Raw genomic sequence first — 2,624 nt, forward strand, 5'->3', positions numbered from 1 at the left:
GGATCGTCGTCGCGGCCAGTATGTCCTCGGGGATTGGCCGAAAGGGAGAGGGGTTGAGCAGGGTCGGGACGCCCGCCCGGCCTGCCAGGGCGAAGGCCTCGCGGATGGGATCGTCGCCGACTTCGAACTGGGCGGTGACCAGCGAGGCGCCTTCGATAGCGCGTGCCCGCGCGCGGACATCCTCCGCGGAGAGTGCGAGATTGGCGTTCGGAGCGATGGCGAGGCAGGTCTCGCCGGCTGCGTCGATGAAGCCCACGCCGGCGCCGGTGTCTCCTGCGATCGGCAGGATCATCGTTTCCGGCAGATCAGCCCGCCGGAGCGCAGGAACCACGAAGCAGGCGGCAAGGTCGTCTCCTACCGCGAGCAGGCCGTCTACGGCCGCGCCGAGGCGGCGCGCCATGACGGCCTGGTTCAGTCCCTTGCCGCCCGGCTCGATGGTGACGTGCTGAGCCGCCATCGATTCCCCGGGGCGCGGAAAGCGGCCGACTTTCGCCGTGCAGGCGAGAACGAAACTTCCCAGAACGAAGATGGGCTTGTCGAGCATAGGGTTTGATTTTCCTATCCACGAACTGCTACGCGGGTTGTGTCACGACTATGCAAGCGATGACAGCATCCAGGCCTCCGATTCCAAAGCCGCCGTTCCAGGAACTCCTGCAACTGCGCAGCGACACCGCCAAGCCGCTCTATCAGCAGCTGGAGAATGAACTGGTGCGGCTGATCGGCGACGGAATCCTGCCGCCGGGCACGACCCTCCCTGCCGAGCGTCAGCTCGCCGAACGGCTCAGCATCAGCCGCACCACCGTGCAGCGATCCTATAACGCGTTGCGCCAGCGGAAAATGCTGAGCGCACAAGGGCGGCTGGGCTCGATCGTGCAGGGGCCGGGGCCGCGCCTGCATTCCGGCATGGATCGGCTCAAGGGCTTCACCGAGGAGATGCGCGAGCTCGGCCGGGAGCCATCCTCGCAAATCCTGGAACGGAGGGTGGTCAAGGACCGCCTGATCGCCTCGGTCTTCGGCGAACCCTCCCATACGTCCTTCCTCAAGCTCGCCCGTATCCGTTCTGGCGACGGCGTCCCGATGTCGCGCGAGATCGCCTGGTACAATCTTGGTCGCGTGCCGGGGCTGGAGCAGGCCGACCTGTCGGGCTCAGTCTATGCCAGGCTCGCTGGCCTGGGACAGCCGCTGGTGCGCTGCGACCAGAGCATCGAGGCAGCGGCGCCGACCTCCGAGGAATGTGCGATCTTCGGCTTCGAACATCCCGCGCCCTGTCTCCTGATCAAGCGGCGCAGTTTCTGCGTCGATGGCGGCATGCTCGAATATGTCGAGGGTTTGTTCCGTGGCGATACCTATACCTATCGGCTCACGCTGAAGGTCTGACGCGGCTGGGCGCGACTGTCGTCGATCGATTGCAGTCCAATCCCGATCCAAAGAATTCGCCTGGCCTGTGAACCCGTGGGCGCTGCGGCGCGACGAATGGGAACCGGCGCGTCTCATTCGGACGCCTCCGTGCGAGACGAGCAGCGATCCGAGGATTGCAGGGATGGGTATTGCGATGTCATTCCATGTATCGAGCATCGTCAGGGCCGGCTACGCGCCGATGCCGCCGCACGAGCAAATCCCGGGCGACGCGGGGGCGGCCTCGAAGCCGATCTTTGTCGTCGATGCCGGCTTGAACCTGCGGTTCGGCAACAGGGGAGCGGTTGCGCTCGCCCGTGACGGGCTGGGCGATGGCGACCGCTTCACCGCCTCCGACAAGGATTTCCTGGCACGGCTCCAGCTCTGGATGAAACGTTGCCGCACGGGCAGGACCCCTGGCGAGATGCGGCTGCCACTCGCGCTGCGCTGCGGGCGGCAGATTGCAATCGACGCCGTGCATCTCGGGGGGATCGATCTCTTCGTGCTGACGGTGGACGATCCGGAGAGCGCGATGGAGCGCAAGCTGGCCGAGGTCGGCGAAGCCTGCGGGCTGACCCGCACGGAGGAGCGCATGCTTGCCCTGATCGTCGAGGGGCTGGACACGATCATCGCAGCCAAACGGCTCGGAATCGCGCCGACGACGGCGCGCACCCATCTCCAGCGCCTCTTCACCAAGACCGGAACAGCCCGCCAGAGCGAGCTCGTTCGCTTCGTCGCGACCTATGTGGAGGAAGCGCGGTGAGCGCCTCCTCCCATCGGCAAGGCCTGTTGATCGTCGGATATTGACACTGCCTGCCATCGCAAGCCCTCTGAGCCAGCGTGCGCATGCCCGCATCCGCCGGGAGCGACCGCGGCCATGACCGAGACCGTTGCAGCCTTCGTCTTCTGCGCGCTGCTGAGCGCCAGTGCCGTGCTCGGCATGAAGCTGCGCGGCTGGCTGTCGGAGGAGCATCTCCCCGAGCGGACGATGGAGGCGCTGCGGCTGGTGACGAGCCTGCTCGTCACCTTTGCAGCGCTGGTGCTCAGCCTGCAGCTCTCGAACGTCAAGGCGAGCTTCGACAAGGCCTATCGCGATCGCAACGCCGACGCAGCCCAACTCGCCCAGCTCGACGAGTGCCTTCGCAGCTATGGCGGTGAGGCCGACCCGATCCGTCTCGATCTGCGCATCTACACGGCCGCGGTCATTGCCAGCACCTGGCCGCGCGAGA

4 protein-coding genes are annotated in these 2,624 nt (G+C 66.2%); 3 read left to right on the top strand and 1 reads right to left on the bottom strand.

What is annotated here, in order from left to right:
* The coding region (locus ACIPIA_RS13840; RefSeq protein WP_400510383.1) for a PfkB family carbohydrate kinase at positions 1–544 on the bottom strand (544 nt) is incomplete at its 3' end.
* Between the two features lie 59 nt (positions 545–603).
* Between ACIPIA_RS13840 and ACIPIA_RS13845 the strand changes: the two genes are divergently transcribed.
* The 3 genes from ACIPIA_RS13845 to ACIPIA_RS13855 all read left to right on the top strand — a co-directional run.
* Positions 604–1,377, top strand: coding sequence for a GntR family transcriptional regulator (locus tag ACIPIA_RS13845; protein ID WP_400510384.1), 774 nt, complete (start codon positions 604–606; stop codon positions 1,375–1,377).
* A gap of 175 nt (positions 1,378–1,552) precedes the next feature.
* Positions 1,553–2,158, top strand: coding sequence for a helix-turn-helix transcriptional regulator (locus tag ACIPIA_RS13850; protein ID WP_400510386.1), 606 nt, complete (start codon positions 1,553–1,555; stop codon positions 2,156–2,158).
* 114 nt (positions 2,159–2,272) lie between these two features.
* A partial coding sequence (locus ACIPIA_RS13855; protein WP_465246959.1) for a bestrophin-like domain occupies positions 2,273–2,624 on the top strand: 352 nt, incomplete at its 3' end.

This window comes from Allobosea sp. CER48 (assembly GCF_044752385.1).
In the GTDB taxonomy this organism is placed as follows: Bacteria; Pseudomonadota; Alphaproteobacteria; order Rhizobiales; family Beijerinckiaceae; genus Allobosea.

Bases quoted from the DNA above. Each gene is read 5' to 3' on its own strand.
- ACIPIA_RS13845 (WP_400510384.1), top strand. From the start codon at position 604: ATGACAGCATCCAGGCCTCCGATTCCAAAGCCGCCGTTCCAGGAACTC.
- ACIPIA_RS13850 (WP_400510386.1), top strand. From the start codon at position 1,553: ATGTCATTCCATGTATCGAGCATCGTCAGGGCCGGCTACGCGCCGATG.